General features: G+C 53.6%; 19 protein-coding genes and 1 other annotated feature. Of the genes, 4 read left to right on the plus strand and 15 right to left on the minus strand.

From position 1 onward, the window contains the following. Window positions 1–331 precede the first annotated feature (331 nt). The 3 genes from CMQ96_RS00375 to hemP all read left to right on the plus strand — a co-directional run bounded on the left by CMQ96_RS00375 (window position 332) and on the right by hemP (window position 2,712). The gene (locus CMQ96_RS00375; protein ID WP_004119141.1) at window positions 332–1,165 is read left to right on the plus strand and encodes a pyruvate, water dikinase regulatory protein; all 834 of its coding nucleotides are present in this window, start codon (window positions 332–334) and stop codon (window positions 1,163–1,165) included. A 154-nt stretch (window positions 1,166–1,319) separates the two neighbouring features. Continuing rightward, window positions 1,320–2,366, plus strand: a complete 1,047-nt coding sequence (aroH, locus tag CMQ96_RS00380) for a 3-deoxy-7-phosphoheptulonate synthase AroH (RefSeq protein ID WP_024357889.1) — start codon at window positions 1,320–1,322, stop codon at window positions 2,364–2,366. 166 nt (window positions 2,367–2,532) lie between these two features. Further along, the gene (gene hemP / locus CMQ96_RS00385) at window positions 2,533–2,712 is read left to right on the plus strand and encodes a hemin uptake protein HemP (RefSeq protein ID WP_162685329.1); all 180 of its coding nucleotides are present in this window, start codon (window positions 2,533–2,535) and stop codon (window positions 2,710–2,712) included. A 34-nt stretch (window positions 2,713–2,746) separates the two neighbouring features. On the opposite strand, the gene selO is transcribed toward hemP, so the two are convergent. The 4 genes from selO to CMQ96_RS00405 all read right to left on the minus strand — a co-directional run bounded on the left by selO (window position 2,747) and on the right by CMQ96_RS00405 (window position 6,162). Further along, window positions 2,747–4,189: a protein adenylyltransferase SelO gene (gene selO, locus CMQ96_RS00390; RefSeq protein ID WP_049088740.1), complete on the minus strand. Its 1,443-nt coding sequence runs from the start codon at window positions 4,187–4,189 to the stop codon at window positions 2,747–2,749. Between the two features lie 126 nt (window positions 4,190–4,315). Then, window positions 4,316–4,780, minus strand: coding sequence for an NlpC/P60 family protein (locus CMQ96_RS00395; protein ID WP_004134084.1), 465 nt, complete (start codon window positions 4,778–4,780; stop codon window positions 4,316–4,318). Window positions 4,781–4,861: 81 nt separating this feature from the next. Continuing rightward, window positions 4,862–5,611: a vitamin B12 ABC transporter ATP-binding protein BtuD gene (gene btuD, locus CMQ96_RS00400; protein WP_098065649.1), complete on the minus strand. Its 750-nt coding sequence runs from the start codon at window positions 5,609–5,611 to the stop codon at window positions 4,862–4,864. Next, entirely contained in the window at window positions 5,611–6,162 is a 552-nt protein-coding gene (locus CMQ96_RS00405; protein ID WP_004134072.1) for a glutathione peroxidase, read from the minus strand. Before CMQ96_RS00405 ends, btuD begins: the two co-directional genes overlap by 1 nt. A gap of 224 nt (window positions 6,163–6,386) precedes the next feature. Here CMQ96_RS00405 and CMQ96_RS00410 point away from each other — a divergent pair, with 224 nt between their 5' ends. Further along, window positions 6,387–7,187 carry a MetQ/NlpA family ABC transporter substrate-binding protein gene (locus tag CMQ96_RS00410; protein WP_004119129.1) on the plus strand — a complete coding sequence of 267 codons (801 nt, stop codon included), beginning with the start codon at window positions 6,387–6,389 and terminating at the stop codon, window positions 7,185–7,187. 24 nt (window positions 7,188–7,211) lie between these two features. On the opposite strand, the gene btuC is transcribed toward CMQ96_RS00410, so the two are convergent. The 11 genes from btuC to CMQ96_RS00465 form a co-directional block, all read right to left on the minus strand. After that, window positions 7,212–8,198, minus strand: coding sequence for a vitamin B12 ABC transporter permease BtuC (btuC, locus tag CMQ96_RS00415; protein WP_004134071.1), 987 nt, complete (start codon window positions 8,196–8,198; stop codon window positions 7,212–7,214). 96 nt (window positions 8,199–8,294) lie between these two features. Next, entirely contained in the window at window positions 8,295–8,594 is a 300-nt protein-coding gene (ihfA, locus tag CMQ96_RS00420; RefSeq protein WP_004102960.1) for an integration host factor subunit alpha, read from the minus strand. Between the two features lie 4 nt (window positions 8,595–8,598). Next, window positions 8,599–10,986: a phenylalanine--tRNA ligase subunit beta gene (pheT, locus tag CMQ96_RS00425; RefSeq protein WP_098065650.1), complete on the minus strand. Its 2,388-nt coding sequence runs from the start codon at window positions 10,984–10,986 to the stop codon at window positions 8,599–8,601. Window positions 10,987–11,001: 15 nt separating this feature from the next. After that, entirely contained in the window at window positions 11,002–11,985 is a 984-nt protein-coding gene (gene pheS, locus CMQ96_RS00430) for a phenylalanine--tRNA ligase subunit alpha (RefSeq protein WP_004134066.1), read from the minus strand. Window positions 11,986–12,139: 154 nt separating this feature from the next. Continuing rightward, window positions 12,140–12,265: a sequence feature (Phe leader region), on the minus strand. Beyond that, window positions 12,216–12,260: a pheST operon leader peptide PheM gene (gene pheM / locus CMQ96_RS28590; protein ID WP_001386830.1), complete on the minus strand. Its 45-nt coding sequence runs from the start codon at window positions 12,258–12,260 to the stop codon at window positions 12,216–12,218. It overlaps the preceding feature by 45 nt. 118 nt (window positions 12,266–12,383) lie before the next feature. Beyond that, on the minus strand, window positions 12,384–12,740 hold the full coding sequence (rplT, locus tag CMQ96_RS00435) for a 50S ribosomal protein L20 (RefSeq protein ID WP_004102963.1): 357 nt from the start codon (window positions 12,738–12,740) through the stop codon (window positions 12,384–12,386). Between the two features lie 50 nt (window positions 12,741–12,790). Next, entirely contained in the window at window positions 12,791–12,988 is a 198-nt protein-coding gene (rpmI, locus tag CMQ96_RS00440) for a 50S ribosomal protein L35 (RefSeq protein WP_001124225.1), read from the minus strand. Between the two features lie 96 nt (window positions 12,989–13,084). Beyond that, window positions 13,085–13,627, minus strand: a complete 543-nt coding sequence (infC, locus tag CMQ96_RS00445) for a translation initiation factor IF-3 (RefSeq protein WP_071830666.1) — start codon at window positions 13,625–13,627, stop codon at window positions 13,085–13,087. A gap of 3 nt (window positions 13,628–13,630) precedes the next feature. Beyond that, window positions 13,631–15,559 (minus strand): threonine--tRNA ligase, encoded by a 1,929-nt coding sequence (gene thrS / locus CMQ96_RS00450; protein ID WP_024357882.1) that lies wholly within the window; start codon window positions 15,557–15,559, stop codon window positions 13,631–13,633. A 449-nt stretch (window positions 15,560–16,008) separates the two neighbouring features. Then, window positions 16,009–16,242, minus strand: coding sequence for a hypothetical protein (locus tag CMQ96_RS00460; RefSeq protein WP_098065652.1), 234 nt, complete (start codon window positions 16,240–16,242; stop codon window positions 16,009–16,011). A gap of 270 nt (window positions 16,243–16,512) precedes the next feature. Further along, a complete protein-coding gene (locus tag CMQ96_RS00465) occupies window positions 16,513–17,271 on the minus strand; it encodes a YdiY family protein (RefSeq protein WP_004121674.1) in 759 nt (252 codons plus the stop codon). Between the last annotated feature and the right edge of the window lie 43 nt (window positions 17,272–17,314).

The following is a 17,314-nucleotide window of genomic DNA, read 5'->3' on the forward strand; positions in this document are numbered from 1 at the left end:
TTTTGTGATTTAATACCAGTGATAAATAATTCACGATCGACTACGAGATTTATCCTGACATATTTATCCAGCTGAAAGAAACGGTGAATCGTTCAAGCAAATTATTTTTTCGTTTTTAGGATTTTTTGCCAGATATAGCTAAGCTAATGATTCTTCAGAAATCTGATGAAATTTGATACAAAAGATACGCGGTTGCGAAAAATGAACTCACCTTTTCATTAAAAATAAAAATAGCGTTTCATTTTTTAAATATGAGACAAAGCCTGGAGCGTTATGCTTAAATTTAATATCAGCTTTCAGACAATTAAACTCATTATACCGGATGGTCAAAATGGAAAGTGCTGTAGATCGCCACGTCTTTTATATTTCCGACGGTACCGCTATTACGGCGGAAGTTCTGGGTCATGCGGTCATGTCGCAATTCCCGGTCGCCACCAGCAGCGTAACCCTGCCGTTTGTCGAAAATATCAGCCGCGCGCGCGCCGTGAAGGAGCAAATTGACGCGATTTTCCAGCAGACCGGCATTCGACCGCTGGTGTTCTACTCCATCGTGCTGCCGGAAATCCGCGACATCATCATACAAAGCGAAGGCTTTTGTCAGGATATCGTTCAGGCGCTGGTGGCCCCCCTGCAGCAGGAATTGCGCCTTGACCCGACGCCCATCGCTCACCGAACCCACGGCCTGACGCCGGGCAACCTCAACAAATACGACGCGCGCATCGCCGCTATCGATTATACCCTTGCCCACGATGACGGCATTTCGCTGCGCAACCTCGACCAGGCCCAGGTGATCCTCCTCGGCGTTTCGCGCTGCGGGAAAACCCCTACCAGCCTGTACCTGGCGATGCAGTACGGTATCCGCGCCGCCAACTACCCGTTTATCGCCGATGATATGGACAATCTGATTCTTCCGGCCTCCCTCAAGCCGCTACAGCACAAGCTCTTCGGCTTAACGATCAATCCAGAGCGCCTGGCGGCCATCCGCGAAGAGCGACGCGAAAACAGCCGCTATGCTTCTATGCGTCAGTGCCGGATGGAAGTGACCGAAGTCGAAGCGCTTTACCGCAAAAACAAGATACCTTGCCTGAACAGTACCAACTATTCCGTGGAAGAGATCGCCACCAAAATCATGGATATTATGGGGTTAAGCCGCAGAATGTACTAACACACTAGTACATTATTAAAAATTTGTTTATGCTATCACCCGTGGCCTATACAGGATCATGCCCTGCTCTTGCAATAAGCGGGGATTGGTTTATCGTGATGCGCATCACTTCCCGGCATTTTCGCCGCGGAAGAAACAGATTTTTGAGACCCCAATGAATAAAACAGACGAATTGCGTACCGCGCGCATTGAAAGCCTGGTAACGCCCGCGGAACTGGCGCAACGGCATCCTGTGTCTGCCGAAGTAGCAGCTCACGTCTCCGCTTCGCGCCGCCGCATTGAGAGAATCCTCAACGGTGAGGACCGTCGCCTGCTGGTGGTGATCGGTCCGTGCTCCATCCACGACATTGATGCGGCGATGGAGTATGCGCGCCGCCTGCAGGGCATGCGCGAACGTTACCAGCCGCAGCTGGAAATCGTGATGCGCACCTATTTTGAGAAGCCGCGCACGGTGGTCGGCTGGAAGGGGCTGATCTCCGACCCCGACCTCAACGGCAGCTATCGGGTGAATCACGGCCTCGAGCTGGCGCGTAGCCTGCTGCTGCAGGTCAATGAACTGGGCGTACCGACCGCCACCGAGTTTCTCGATATGGTGACCGGGCAGTTTATTGCCGACTTGATAAGCTGGGGCGCTATTGGCGCGCGTACGACCGAGAGCCAAATCCACCGCGAAATGGCCTCGGCGCTCTCTTGCCCGGTGGGCTTTAAGAACGGTACCGATGGCAATACCCGTATCGCCGTAGACGCTATCCGCGCTTCCCGCGCCAGCCATATGTTCCTGTCGCCGGATAAGCAGGGGCAAATGACGATCTATCAGACCAGCGGTAATCCGTACGGCCATATCATTATGCGCGGCGGCAAAAAACCAAATTACCACGCTGCCGATATCGCCGCAGCCGGTCAAGCGCTGGCTGAGTTCGACCTGCCGGAACAGCTGGTGGTGGATTTTAGCCACGGCAATTGCCAGAAACAGCACCGCCGTCAGCTGGAGGTGTGCGCCGATATCTGCCAGCAGATCCGCGCCGGCTCGACCGCTATCGCCGGGATCATGGCCGAGAGTTTCCTTCAGGAAGGCACGCAGAAGGTGGTCGCAGGCCAGCCGCTGGCCTGGGGGCAGTCGATTACCGATCCCTGCCTGAGCTGGGACGATAGCGAACGGCTGCTGGATGAATTAGCCGCCGCAACCGCCACTCGCCTGTAGTTCCCCCCTCCCCGCCGTCTCCGCGGCGGGGTTATTTCTCGCCCTCGTCCGCTCGTTCACCGGCTAAATCGGCTATTTCGATAAATAATGCTTGCCGTGAAAAAAAACATTATTGATAATGATTATCATTGTTACCTTGATTTTTATTTTTAGTGCTATGACGCGTATGGATAACACTGCCACAGCAGAAAAAACTAAAGACAATGCCCCGTACCCTGTTCCGACGGACAGAGAGATAAGCAGCCGCACATTATTAGGCAGCGAGGGACGGGTAGTGATTGAACACGGCGGTCAGCGCTACCTGCTGCGCCAGACTCATTCAGGTAAGCTGATCCTGACCAAATAATTATCCCCGCCGATTAAGGCAGGGATAATAACGACTAGCTGGAACAGCTCACCTCAAGACGCCTTCCCCAGTCAGGAGGACGATTGACATAATCATCCGTCCTGTCGATAAAAGGCTGGGATAGCGCATTATGCAGACGTTCCAGCTCGCTCATATCTCCCTGCTCCGCCAGTTCAATTGCCCGCTGCGCCAGCCAGTTTCGCAGCACCAGCGCCGGATTCACGCTGCGCATCCGTGCCTGCCTTTGCGCATCGTCAACCTGTTCATCACGCAGGCGCGCGCGATAATCGGCAAACCAGCTATCGAAGGTCTCGCGGTCGATAAACTCATCGCGTAGCGGCGAAGCGGCGCTCTCTTGCTCGCTGGCGCTGAGCATTCGGAAGGTCCGCGTATAGTCGCTGCCTTCGCGCGCCATTAAGGCAAACAGACCGTCCAGCAGCTCGTTATCCCCTTTTTGCTGGGTAAACAGGCCAAGCTTGTCGCGCATGCGGCGGCCATATGCCGTGAGCAGCGCGTGCTGGTAACTATCCAGCGCGCCGTTCAATAACTCCGCGCTGATAAACGGCGACAGCGTCTGCGCCAGCCGTTGCAGATTCCATAGCCCTACCGCCGGCTGATTATCAAAGCTATAGCGCCCCTGATAATCGGAATGGTTACAGATAAATCCCGGCTGGAAATCGTCAAGGAAACCGTATGGACCGTAGTCCATCGTCAGGCCGAGGATCGACATGTTATCGGTATTCATTACCCCGTGCGCAAAGCCGACCGTTTGCCAGCTGGCAATCATTTCAGCCGTTCGGGCGACCACGTCGCTGAACCAGGCAATGTATTTATCCGCTTCATTTTGCAGATACGGCCAGTGGTGACGGATCACGTAATCCGCCAGCTGCTGCACTTTGAGCGGCTCGCGGCGGTAGTAGAAGTGCTCAAAATGGCCAAACCGTACGTGGCTTTCCGCCAGCCGCATCAGCATCGCCCCGCGTTCAACGGTTTCACGGTATACCGGGGTGTCGCTGGCCACTATCGCCAGCGCGCGAGTGGTGGGAATGCCCAGCGCATGCATTGCTTCCGAGGCCAGCCCCTCGCGGATCGTTGAGCGCAGCACCGCCCGTCCGTCCCCCATCCGTGAATAGGGAGTGAGCCCGGCGCCTTTCAGGTGCCAGTCAAAGCGACGACCGTCCGCGAGCTGCTGTTCGCCGAGCAGAATGCCGCGCCCGTCGCCGAGCTGCCCGGCCCAGGAGCCGAACTGGTGGCCGCTGTAGACCTGCGCCAGCGGCGACATTCCCGGCAGCAGCGTTTCGCCGCCCCATACGCCAGCGCCCTTCTCCGGGCTAAATAACGACTCGGCGACGCCCAGCGATCGCGCCAGCGGCGCGTTGTGCCAGACAAGCCGCGCATTCTCCAGCGGCGTGGGGGCTAAAGCAGTGTAAAAATCCGGCAGTTCATCACGCCAGTGGGTAGTAAAAGACAGGGTCATGGTTCCTCCTGCCTTCAGTGTAGTACTTTCAACAAATTATTAACACGGGGCGAGTACGGGGTTATTGCCATAATAAGCCGCACGGGGATTGTGCGCGCTTCTGCCATTGCCCGGTGGCGGCTGACGTTAGATCCTTCGCGCCTGCCAGAATTTTTTATGCCAGTAGACATTATCCAGCGATGAGCGCGTCACGCCCTGGCTGGTGGAGGCGTGGATAAACTGGTTGTCCGTGTCGTAAATACCGACGTGCAGACCGCTCTCTCCGGAGCCGGTCTTGAAAAAGACCAGATCGCCGGGCAGCAGTTCGCTCTTATCAATTTTGGTGCCGATCTCCGCCTGCTCGCGTGTCTCACGCGGTAGCTGCAGCGCGAACTTATCGCGAAAGGTCATTAACACAAACCCGGAGCAATCAACGCCGCGCGGCGACATGCCGCCGTAGCGATAAGGCGCTCCCCGCCAGTTCCTTAACTGCTCATTCAGGTTGGCCACAACGGTAATCGAATCAGCCAGCCGTGGATTTGGCGGCGGCGCCCGGTGACTGCTACAACCCGCCAGAAATAACGCAACACACAAAACGAGCCAGAAACGCATCTCAGACGAATCCTCTGTTCCTTATCCTGTTAGCAGAATAATTTAGCTTGTTTATCAATTCGCTGGCAAGCTGACTGCGTGCTACTGTGACGGAACGAGCATAAGATGACCAGCCACCTCGACTCTCTGGAAGTCCATGGCGTAGGCGGCGGTTAAGTTTTCTTCGTTAAGGACTTCAGCGGTACTACCGCAGGCGATGGTTTTCCCCCGGCAGATAAGCCAGGCTCGATGGGCATGCCGGAGGGTATGATTAAGGTCGTGGCTGCTCATCACAATAGCAACCCCGGATGCGCAGAGCTCATTTAATACGCGATCGAGCGCGGACTGCTGCGCCACGTCCAGGCTGTTCATTGGTTCATCCAGCAAGAGCAATTGCCCGGCCGGATTAGCCTGCCGATGAATCTGCAGTATTACCGCCGCCAGCCGCACGCGCTGCCACTCCCCACCAGAGATGTGATTCACCTGGCGCCCAAGCTTATCGCCTAAGCCCAGTTTCTCCGCGATAGCCGTCAGCAGGGCGTTTTGCGCGTCGTTATGCAGATGCAGCGACAGATAATGCCAGACCGGCATCGCGAAAGGCGGCATCTGGTGTTGACTTAAATAGGCCCGATGACGCGCCAGCTCCTGAGCAGGCCAATCCTTCAGAGGGCGTTCATTCAGTTTGACCCGCCCCGGTCCGGTAGAAAGTCCCGCCATACGCGCCAGCAGCGTGCTTTTCCCCGCGCCGTTTGGCCCTACCAGATGGATAATCTCTCCCGGCCGGATATCCCCTGAAAACGGCGCCAGCCGCCCCGCCTCTTCTACGTCCTGTAGCTGCATCAAAAACGGCATTATTTCGCTAAAGCTCCTTTAATGGCGGCCACCAGCTGGGGGTCATCCGGCGTCATATCCGGTGAGAAACGACCGATAACCTGTCCGTCCCGGCCAATGAGGAATTTTTCAAAGTTCCATAGAATATCATCGACATACAGCGGCGCCCTGCCTTTACTGGCCATGCGCTCATAAAAACCGCTGCCTTCCGGCGCGACGGCCTGCGGGGCGGCATCAACCAGCTTCTGATATAGAGGCGCGCGATGCTCGCCGTTGACGTCAATTTTGCTGAACATCGGGAAAGTGACGCCGTAGGTGGTGCTACAGAAGGTTTTAATCTCTTCTTCGCTGCCCGGCTCCTGCCCCAGGAACTGGTTGCACGGGAAGCCCAGCACGCTAAAACCTTCGCTTTCAAACGCTTTTTGCAGCGCTTCCAGCTGCTCATACTGCGGCGTCAGGCCGCATTTTGAAGCAACGTTAACGATCAGCAGCACTTTGCCCGCCCATGGGGCAAGCGTTGTGGTTTCACCATCGATGGTGGTGACTTCAGTATTGAGAATATCGTGTTGCATAGCCTTCCCTCAGTGAATAAACCGGTTTCTGCTTCAGGTGATCCCTATCTACTGTAGCGGATTCAGACCGGGTCATTCTACTTTGAATCCCCCGGGAGTGTCTCTTGATGTAACAGGCCACACAACATGAATTCATCTCAACACCGGGAGCGCGCAATTCAGTGTACAGTGATGAATGGATGTAATAGCATTTCGTTAATTGTTAATTTAAGAGAGTTTTATTGATGAAGAAGATGTTTAGCACGGTGTTAATTGCGGCCTCCGTCGCGCTGCTGGCGGCCTGCTCACCGGATGAAGATAATAAGATCAAAGTCGCCATTAATACCGGGCCGGATGAGGCTATCTGGAAAGTCGTAGAACAGGTGGCCAAAGAGAAATATAACCTCGACGTGGAGGTTATCTCATTTAATGATTACGTACTGCCGAACGAAGCGCTGAACAATAAAGACGTCGATGCTAACGCCTTCCAGACGCTGCCTTACCTTGAGGCGCAATCAAAAGAGCGCGGCTATAAGTTTGCGATTGTCGGTAAAACCTTCGTTTTCCCGATCGCCGCCTACTCGAAGAAAATCAAAAATATCAGCGAACTGCCTGACGGCGCGACGATTTCCATTTCTAACGAAACCACAACCCTGGGTCGCAGCCTGCTGCTGCTGCAGGCGCAAGGTTTAATCAAGCTAAAAGAAGGGACAGGCTATCTGCCTACAACGCTGGATATTATCGACAATCCTAAACAGCTAAAAATCGTCGAAGTCGACACGCCGCAGCTGACCCGTACCCTTGACGACCCGAATGTCGCCCTGTCGATTATTAACACCAACTTCTCTGCCCAGGCCGGCCTGTCGGCCGCCCGCGATGGTTTATTTATGGAAGGTCCGGATTCGCCGTACGTCAACGCCATCGTTTCACGCGAAGAGAATAAAGACAGCAAAAAGGTTCAGGAGCTGAAAGAGGCCTTCCAGACTCAAGCGGTTGCCGACAAGGCAGCGGAAGTCTACAAAGGCGATGCGATTAAGGGCTGGTAATTAGCCACCGCTTACGGCCGCCCGTCACTGCGGGCGGCCTGATTTTAATAATAACCAGATGAACACCGGCGCACCCAGGGTGGCGGTGACCACGCCAATCGGCAATTCCGCCGCCGAGAGCGCCAGACGCGCGACGATATCCGCCCCCAGCAGAGCGCTGGCTCCCGCTAACAGACAGGCCGGAAGCAGCGCGCGGTGATCGCTCAAACCACATAGCCGCAAAATATGCGGAATAACCAGACCGATAAAGCCAATCGCTCCCGCCAGCGCCACGCTGACGCCCACCAGCCAACCGGTAGCGACCACCAGCACTTTACGCCATAGCCATAGCGGCAACCCCAGCTGACGTGCGGAAACCTCCCCCAGCGCTAACAGATTGAGCGGCTGCGATTGCAGACACACCCAGGCCAGCACCGGCAGCAGCGCCAGCATCAGCCACAGCTGCTGCCAGTCCACGCCGCCAAAGCCGCCCATCATCCAGTACATCAGTTGGCGGAGATCGAAAGAGGTGGAGAAATAGACCGCCCAGGTCATCAGGGCGCTACAAATGATGCCGAGCGCGACCCCCGCCAGCAGCAGGCGACTGGTTGAGAGATGCCGCCGGGCAAAACGCAGTAAAATAAAGGTAATAACCAGCGCGCCAGCAATCGCGCATAGCCCGAGCGCCCAGCCTGGAAGCATGCCTTTTCCCAGCAAGACGGCAGCTATCAGGCCAACCCCAGCCCCGTTTGATACCCCTAGCAGCCCAGGCTCCGCCAGCGGATTTTCAAACAGCGCCTGCATAATCGCCCCGGACAGCGCCAGCGCGGCCCCCACCAGCAGGACGGCCAGGGTGCGCGGCAGACGAATCTGCCAGATAAACAGCTCACCTTTGGCGCTAAACCATTCGCCGGGGCCAATCCACTGGTCGCCGGCGCACAGGCTGATGGTCGACGTGACCAGCAGCAGCAACGTTAATACCGCAAGCCAGCGCCGGTTCCGGCGCCGTTGAATTTGAGCAAAGGTCAGCATAGATTTCTGAATCGAGAAAAAGGATGTGGTTGATTTTACGGTATTCGGCCAGGAAAAGAAAAAAGGCCGCATAGCGGCCTTTTTAGTTAGTTCAGATTACTTATCTCTGGGTGACGCATTTTCGACACGGCTTTTTAGCTTCTGGCCAGGTCTGAAAGTCACCACTCGCCGGGCTGTAATAGGGATATCCTCTCCCGTTTTCGGGTTACGGCCCGGGCGTTGGTTCTTATCTCGCAAATCGAAATTGCCGAACCCGGAGAGTTTTACCTGCTCTCCGTTTTCCAGAGCGCGACGGACCTCTTCGAAAAATAACTCTACCAGCTCTTTGGCATCCCGCTTGCTAAGCCCAAGCTTATCAAACAGATATTCTGACATTTCAGCTTTTGTAAGCGCCATAGGTTCAATCCCTCAATGATGCCTGGAATCGCTCTTTCAATGCCTCTACACATTTGGCGACGGTAGCGGCAATCTCCTCTTCTTCGAGTGTACGGCTGGTATCCTGGAGGATAAGGCTGATAGCGAGGCTCTTGAAACCCTCTGCTACGCCCTTGCCGCGGTACACGTCAAATAAGTTTACGCCAACTACCTGATTTACGCCAACTTTCTTACACTCGGCTAAAACATCGGCAGCGGGAACGTTTTCTGCCACAACGACGGCGATGTCGCGACGGTTCGCCGGGAAGCGAGAAACTTCACGCGCCTGAGGCACCACGCGGTCTGCAAGCTTGCTCCACTCCAGTTCAAAGACCAACGTGCGACCGTTCAAATCCAGCTTACGTTCCAGCTCAGGATGAACAACCCCAATAAAACCAATACGTTCACCTTTCAGATAAATCGCCGCCGACTGACCCGGATGAAGCGCATTATTGGCTTCGATGCGAAATTCAATGTCGGACAGCTTGCCGGTGAGGTCGAGGACCGACTCCAGATCGCCTTTTAAATCATAGAAATCGACGGTTTCTTTTGCCAGGTTCCAGTGTTCTTCGTAACGGTTACCGCAAATCACGCCGGCCAGCATCACATCCTGACGAATGCCCAGCGGAGCCTGAGTATCAGGAACAAAGCGTAAACCGCTCTCAAAGATGCGTACGCGGCTCTGCTGACGGTTCTGGTTGTAGACCACCGTCCCTAACAGGCCGGTCCACAATGACAGGCGCATCGCCGACATTTCGCTGGAGATCGGGCTCGGCAGAATCAGCGCTTCTTCGCCGGGGTGGATCCACTGCTGTACTTTCGGATCAACGAAGCTGTAGGTAATCACTTCCTGATAGCCTTTGTCGTTGAGCAGCGTTTTCACGCGCTTAAGCGACAGATCCGCTTCGCGGTGGGTGCCCATGATCAGGCCCGCTTGCACCGGTTCGTCAGGAATATTGTTATAACCATAGACGCGGGCGACTTCTTCGACCAGGTCCTCTTCGATGGCAATATCGAAACGCCAGCTCGGCGCGACGGCTTGCCACTCGTCCTGGCCTTCGGTGACGTCACAGCCCAGACGACGCAGAATATCGCTAACCTGCGCATCCTCAACGTGGTGACCAATCAGACGATCCAACTTGCTGCGGCGAAGCTGGATGGTCGCAGGCTTCGGCAGGGTCGCTTCGTTGGTGACGTCAATGATCGGGCCAGCTTCGCCGCCGCAAATATCCATCAGCAGGCGGGTCGCACGCTCCATCGCCTGATACTGCAACGCGGAGTCCACGCCGCGCTCGTAGCGGTGGGAAGCATCGGTATGCAGGCCATGACGGCGGGCGCGCCCGGTAATGGACAGCGGGCTAAAGAACGCGCATTCCAGCAGAACGTTTTGCGTTTCATCGTTTACGCCGGAGTGCTCGCCGCCGAAAATCCCCCCCATGGCCAGAGCTTTCTGATGGTCAGCAATCACCAGAGTATCGGTGTCCAGCTTAGCCTCGGAGCCGTCCAGCAGGACCAGGGGTTCTCCTTCATGCGCCATACGCACGACAATTCCGCCTTCAATGCGGTCTTTATCGAAGGCGTGCATCGGCTGGCCCAGCTCGAGCAGGACGTAGTTGGTCACGTCAACCACCGCATCGATGGAGCGAATACCGCAGCGGCGCAGCTTCTCTTTCATCCATAACGGGGTCGGCGCTTTGACATTAATGCCTTTTACCACGCGCCCCAGATAGCGCGGACACGCTTCCGGCGCATCGACCTGGATTGGCAGAACGTCATTGACGGTGGCGGCTACCGGGGGTATTTCCGGGACATTCAACGGCGCCTTGTTGAGCACGGCGACATCGCGGGCCACGCCGATAATACCGAGACAGTCGGCACGGTTCGGCGTGACGCTGATTTCGATAGTGTTATCGTCGAGCTTCAGATATTCACGGATATCGGTACCCAACGGCGCATCGGCGGGCAGTTCAATAATGCCGCTGTGATCGTCGGAAATACCCAGTTCGGAGAAGGAGCACAGCATGCCTTCCGACGGCTCACCGCGCAGCTTTGCCGCTTTAATTTTAAAATCGCCCGGCAGGACGGCGCCGATGGTCGCCACGGCAACCTTCAGGCCCTGACGGCAGTTCGGCGCGCCGCAGACGATATCCAGCAGACGTTCGCCGCCGACGTTGATTTTTGTCACGCGCAGTTTGTCGGCATTAGGGTGCTGAGCGCACTCGACCACTTCGCCAACAACAACGCCGTTGAAGCTGCCCGCGACCGGCTCAACGCCGTCAACCTCAAGCCCGGCCATCGTTATCTGGTCCGACAGCGCTTCGCTATCGATAGCTGGGTTAACCCACTCGCGTAACCACAGTTCACTGAATTTCATTGTTCTGTCCTGCCCTTATTTAAACTGTTTGAGGAAACGCAGATCGTTTTCGAAGAACGCGCGTAAGTCGGTCACGCCGTAGCGCAGCATGGTCAGACGCTCCATGCCCATGCCGAAGGCAAAGCCGGAATAGATTTCCGGATCGATACCCACGTTGCGCAGTACGTTTGGATGCACCATACCGCAGCCGAGCACTTCCAGCCATTTGCCGTTTTTGCCCATGACGTCAACTTCCGCAGAGGGCTCGGTGAACGGGAAATAGGACGGACGAAAACGAATCTGCAGATCTTCTTCAAAGAAGTTACGCAGGAAATCGTGCAGCGTTCCCTTCAGATTGGTAAAGCTGATGTTGGTATCAACGATCAGGCCTTCCATCTGATGGAACATTGGGGTGTGGGTCTGATCGTAGTCGTTACGATACACGCGGCCTGGCGCAATAATGCGGATCGGCGGCTGCTGGTTAGCCATGGTACGGATCTGCACACCTGAAGTTTGCGTACGCAAGAGGCGCGTCGCATCGAACCAGAAAGTGTCGTGGTCAGCGCGTGCCGGATGGTGGCCAGGGATATTCAGCGCATCGAAGTTGTGGTAGTCATCTTCGATTTCCGGGCCGGTCGCGACGGTAAAGCCGAGCTCACCGAAGAAACTTTCGATACGGTCGATGGTGCGGGTAACCGGGTGCAGTCCGCCGTTCTCAATACGACGTCCCGGCAGAGAGACATCAATGGTTTCCGAGGCCAGGCGCGCGTTAAGCGCTGCGCTTTCGAGCTCGGTCTTACGCGCGTTAAGCGCCTGCTGGACCTGCTCTTTGGCTTCGTTGATAACCGCGCCGGCTGCCGGGCGCTCTTCAGCAGGCAGCTCGCGCAGGGTGGTCATCTGAAGGGTCAGAAGCCCTTTTTTACCCAGGTATTCCACGCGGACGTTGTCCAGCGCAGCAACATCTGATGCCTCGTTAATGGCTGCCTTCGCACTGGCAACCAGCTCTGCGAGATGTGACATGGTTTTCCTCATTATGTCGGTGCAGACACCGGTTATGGTTATTATTTTGCTCTCACAATTTCGAGCCGCAGACCGTAGGTACTCCTTCAGTTGACCGAATGATTCAGGTCAACCCACGCGTCTGGAGCTTGAAATAGAACGAGCCAGTTCAGATACAAAAAAAGCCTCCACAGGGGGAGGCTTTTTGGCGCTGTTTTCCGTTTCTTCTTTCACGCGCTAGCCTCCTGAGTTCAGGTGCTAAAGTAAAAAAAGAAGCGGAAAATAGCAGCATTCATGCTTGCATTACCTTGTCTGGTAAAAAACGTAAGACCGATATTGAAATGCTTACGCGGATAAAAGTCAATGTATTGATAGCCTTGAAACGAAAAGAGGGAGACAAGCTCCCTCTTTCAACTGGCTTATGCCAGAGCTGCTTTCGCTTTTTCGACCAGCGCGGTGAACGCTAATTTGTCGAATACTGCGATGTCAGCCAGGATCTTACGGTCGATTTCAACAGAGGCTTTTTTCAGGCCGTTGATGAATTTGCTGTAAGAAATACCGTTCTGACGTGCTGCTGCGTTGATACGCGCAATCCACAGTTGACGGAACTGACGCTTTTTCTGACGACGGTCACGATAAGCGTACTGACCAGCTTTGATAACAGCCTGGAAGGCAACGCGGTATACGCGAGAACGCGCACCGTAGTAGCCTTTAGCTTGTTTCAAAATTTTCTTGTGACGTGCACGGGCAACTACACCACGTTTTACGCGAGCCATATGTGCTCTCCTGTATCTATTCTAATTAAAAAGTTAAAAGGGTTAACGACTTATGCGTACGGCAGGCACGCGATGACCAGGCCCAGATCGCCTTTGGAAACCATGGCTTTCGGACGCAGGTGACGTTTACGCTTAGTAGCTTTTTTGGTCAGAATGTGACGCAGGTTAGCGTGCTTGTGCTTAAAACCACCTTTACCGGTTTTTTTGAAGCGCTTAGCAGCACCGCGTACGGTCTTAATTTTTGGCATTTTAATAACTTCCACTTCGCATTGTTAATAAACGAAACATAGGCGAACAACAGCTGCGGAACCTAAAGGCTCCACAGACATTGCTACTTGAAGGCCTTACTGTTTCTTCTTAGGAGCGAGCACCATGATCATCTGGCGGCCTTCGATCTTCGTTGGGAAGGATTCGACTACTGCCAGTTCACTCAGATCGTCACGGACGCGGGTAAGCACTTCCATCCCGATCTGCTGGTGAGCCATCTCACGGCCGCGGAAACGCAGCGTGATCTTAGCTTTATCACCCTCTTCCAGAAAGCGAACCAGGCTGCGGAGTTTTACCTGGTAGTCGCCATCATCGGTGCCAGGTCGGAATTTGATTTCCTTGACCTGAATAACTTTTTGCTTTTTCTTCTGTTCCTTAGAAGACTTGCTCTTTTCATAAAGGAACTTGCCGTAGTCCATGATACGACAAACTGGCGGTTCGGCGTTAGGGCTGATTTCAACTAAATCTACTCCAGCTTCTTCAGCTTTTTCGATAGCTTCTCTCAGACTCACAATACCCAAAGCTTCGCCTTCCAGACCTGTTAAGCGAACTTCCAGGGCGCGAATCTCGCCATTGATACGATTCGGACGTGCCGTTTGAACTCGTTTTCCGCCTTTAATACCTTATTCCTCCAGTTGTTTTAGACTGCGGCTGCGAATCTCTTGTTGCAGCTTCTCGATAACTTCATTTACGTCCAGGCTGCCCAAGTCTTTGCCACGACGGGTACGCACGGCAACTTTGCCAGCTTCTACCTCTTTGTCGCCACAGACCAACATGTAAGGGACACGACGTAAAGTGTGCTCGCGGATTTTAAAGCCTATCTTCTCATTTCTCAAGTCTGCTTTTACGCGAATGCCCGCATTTTGTAGTTTACGCGTCAATTCGTTAACGTATTCAGCCTGAGAATCAGTAATATTCATGATCACAACCTGCACCGGCGCAAGCCAGCTTGGGAAGAAGCCGGCAAACTCTTCGGTCAGGATGCCAATAAAGCGCTCCAGCGAACCAAGAATCGCACGGTGAATCATTACCGGTACCTGTCGTTCGTTATTTTCGCCAACATAGGAGGCGCTTAAACGCTGCGGCAGGGAGAAGTCCAGCTGTACAGTACCGCACTGCCATGCACGATCGAGGCAGTCATACAGGGTAAATTCAATTTTCGGACCGTAGAAGGCGCCTTCACCCAGTTGATATTCAAACGGGATATTGTTCTCTTCCAGCGCCACCGCCAGATCCGCTTCAGCACGATCCCATGTCTCATCACTACCGATGCGTTTTTCCGGGCGAGTTGACAGCTTGACGACGATTTTCTCGAAGCCGAAGGTGCTGTACATATCGTAGACCATACGAATACAGGCGTTAACTTCATCACGAACCTGATCTTCAGTACAGAAAATATGGGCATCGTCCTGAGTAAACCCGCGTACGCGCATCAGGCCATGCAGCGCGCCTGACGGCTCATTGCGATGGCAGCTACCGAATTCAGCCATACGTAATGGCAGATCGCGGTAGGATTTCAGGCCCTGGTTGAAGATCTGCACGTGACCCGGGCAGTTCATCGGCTTGATGCAGTATTCACGGTTCTCGGAAGAAGTGGTAAACATCGCATCTTTATAGTTGTCCCAGTGGCCGGTTTTTTCCCACAGCACACGGTCCATCATAAACGGGCCTTTAACTTCCTGATACTGGTACTCTTTCAGCTTAGAACGCACAAAAGTTTCCAGTTCGCGGAAGATAGTCCATCCATCATTATGCCAGAACACCATACCCGGCGCCTCTTCCTGCATATGATACAGGTCGAGCTGCTTACCGATTTTACGGTGATCGCGCTTAGCGGCTTCTTCCAGGCGCTGCAGATAGGCATTCAGCGCTTTTTTATCTGCCCAGGCGGTACCGTAGATGCGCTGCAGCATTTTATTATTGCTATCGCCGCGCCAGTAGGCGCCAGCGGTCTTCATCAGTTTGAAGTGATGGCAGAAACGCATATTCGGCACATGCGGCCCACGGCACATGTCGACATATTCTTCGTGATGATACAAGCCAGGCTTGTCATCATGAGCAATGTTTTCATCAAGAATAGAGACTTTATAGCTCTCGCCACGCTTCACAAAGGTTTCACGCGCTTCGTGCCAGCTGACTTTCTTCTTAATAACGTCGTAGTTTTTCTCGGCGAGCTCATGCATACGTTTTTCGAGCGCGTCGATATCTTCCTGGGTCAGGGTATGGTCCAGATCGACATCGTAGTAGAAACCATTGTCGACAACCGGGCCGATCGCCATTTTGGTATTTGGCCACAGCTGTTTAATCGCATGCCCCAAAAGGTGCGCACAGGAGTGACGAATAATCTCAAGACCATCTTCATCTTTCGCGGTGATGATAGAGAGCGTTGCGTCGTTTTCAATTAAGTCACAGGCGTCAACCAGCTCGCCGTTGACACGACCAGCGATAGTGGCTTTCGCCAGACCGGGGCCAATATCCAGAGCGACGTCCATCGGGCTCACAGCGTGATCAAAATGGCGTTGGCTGCCATCAGGAAGCGTAATTACAGGCATTTCATGTCCTTATTTGCAGTGGTGCCCCGCACGAAAGAGCACATACAAAACAATATAATCATAATTATCAACAAGTTCAGACCCAGTTCCCGCTTCACTCTGCGAAAATATGTGCACGCTCGTTCACCGACACGTCCCCACCTGCAGCCGCCTGTTGATAACACCGAGGGTTAGTTTACACATCATTAGTGCGTGATAAAAGTCACATAAGACTAAATGGTTATTGTTGATGGAAAAAAAAGGGGGCGGCGTAACAAACGCTGCATAATTGCTTCAGCGATAGATCGGAAGAAACGACGACAGCGCGATATGACGCATATAGAATATTTATGATTTCACATAAATTATGACGATTTAACACCAAACGCGGAAAGCGAAACCGGTACAGCATTACCCGGTTTACTGCTTGACGAAATAATAAAAGAGAAGTTATGAATGGTGTTTAAATATCAGGACCATTCGCCGGCGACAAGTTTATGAACATCAAACGCGTCGTTCATTGACTGTCCGGTTGATTGTGAGCCCGGAGCAATGTTGGAGCCCGCTTCGACATCGGTCGCTTTGGCAATGCCCACTGGCGTACGATCGTGATTACCCGGCTGCGGTGCGGGAGCGGCGGCAAATGCGCCAAAAGACAGCGTGCACAGCATCACGGCCACGAGTGCGATTTTGCTATTTCTCATGATAGTCATTCTCTTATTTGTTGCAGATAATAGAACGGATTCGTTATCTCCGCCTGTGTTGAACAGTATAGATCCAGATCACATTTTTGTCCGACCCAATATTTATCTTTTCGTGTCAAATTGACTGCATATTTGTCAGCAAAATAGCAATTATGAGGAAATTATGGAGACCATTTCTTTTTATAAAAAACAAAACAAGAGACCAAAAATAATAATGCCACTTATTGCTAAATTTAAAACAATCAGGCCGGAATATCCGGCCTGAAAATATTACATTTTATAACCGAGCGATAGCGTGGTGCGGCGATCGGTATGTTCCGGCGCCGATGACGGCGGTTCAGAGTTCCACGTCAGGTTATAGGCTACTTTGAGGGCAAAGTGCGCGTTAATCGCAACGTTTAACGCACTTTCAGAGTTCAGCGTCGTATCTTCAGCGCCGAATACCGAGACGCCTTGGGTAAATTTGGCGTTATCGGTCATCTGCCAGGCGTAGGTACCGGAAGCATAGCCCAACGGCTGAGTATCATTATCACCATCGGTATACTCGTCATAGCGTACGCCAGGACCAAATTCAAAACGCAGGCTGTGTACCGGGCCGTTCATGATCTGACGACCATAACCCGCGGTGAACACATCACGCTGCTGATAACCATTGTAACGATCCGTCAGCCAGCTCGCCTGACCAAAAAGATAATTCTGGTCGGTCAGGTTATAACGGCTACGTCCGCCCACCGCGTACTTTTCCGAAGAGCGCTGATCGTTTGACGACGTATTGCTGGCATTTCCCCACAGCGACCATGCGGTGGTATCGCCATACCAGGTCAACGTGGAGTCGGCGGTCATTGAGGAACTTTTCGTATTGCCGGACTGCGCCAGATAACCGGCGTTAACAGTACCTTCGAAAGGTTTTTTTGCAGAAGAAGGGTCATCCATGACAGTAAAAACGGAATCATCGGCCATTGCGCACGCAGACGCAAAGAGCCCTCCCGCCAGCATCACCGCTGCGGGTACTGTCTTCAAAAGCTTCATTTAATTTTAAGTCCGTACAACCTATAAGGAGACCAGGAGGGTC

This window comes from Klebsiella sp. MBT K-1, from assembly GCF_002556465.1.
Lineage (GTDB): Bacteria > Pseudomonadota > Gammaproteobacteria > Enterobacterales > Enterobacteriaceae > Klebsiella > Klebsiella grimontii.